Origin of the sequence: Virgibacillus sp. M23 (assembly GCF_034190895.1) — a bacterium.
GTDB lineage: Bacteria > Bacillota > Bacilli > Bacillales > Amphibacillaceae > Virgibacillus > Virgibacillus salarius.
The window spans coordinates 1-449 of record NZ_JAWDHA010000258.1 but is presented as its reverse complement, the minus strand read 5'-3'; the positions used below and the strand labels follow the sequence as shown (position 1 = coordinate 449).

Annotated in this window: 1 protein-coding gene and 1 pseudogene; both read right to left on the bottom strand. The window is 41.9% G+C overall.

All coding sequences use genetic code 11. The features are described from left to right. Nucleotides 1-152: LysM peptidoglycan-binding domain-containing protein (locus tag RVS70_RS22415; protein ID WP_321134922.1), on the bottom strand; the 152-nt coding region annotated here is incomplete at its 3' end. A 125-nt stretch (nucleotides 153-277) separates the two neighbouring features. Next, a pseudogene (locus RVS70_RS22410) lies at nucleotides 278-449 on the bottom strand (GntR family transcriptional regulator); the annotation flags it as partial.

The following is a 449-nucleotide window of genomic DNA, read 5'->3' as shown; positions in this document are numbered from 1 at the left end:
GTATATACATAAAGAGGGATAAGCAGAGCCTGCCCCGGCACGATATTCGTTTCATCTAAACCATTCACACCCCGTATTTGATCAACAGAAGCACCGTATCTTCTGCCTATCGAAAACAAAGAATCACCAGGCCCGACGATATGGATAAACATGTTTAACCCCCATTATTCGTTAGTCAAACCATCATAAAATCTTATTAACGGGGCCGCTTAAATATGTGGTGAATGCATAAAAAAATACCAAGGGTTCTGCTTCCCCTTGGTACCGGATCATACAATCAATTCTCTTTTCCTTCTTCAAGCACATGCTTCAAATGCTCACAGTCATGATTGAAATGAGCCAGCACATGCTGTTTGGCTGCTTCTTTGTTTTTCTTTTTCACTTCTTCAAATATCCTGCGGTGCTCACGTAGTATCGTTTCTGCACGATGGTCGCCGGTATAATTAAGG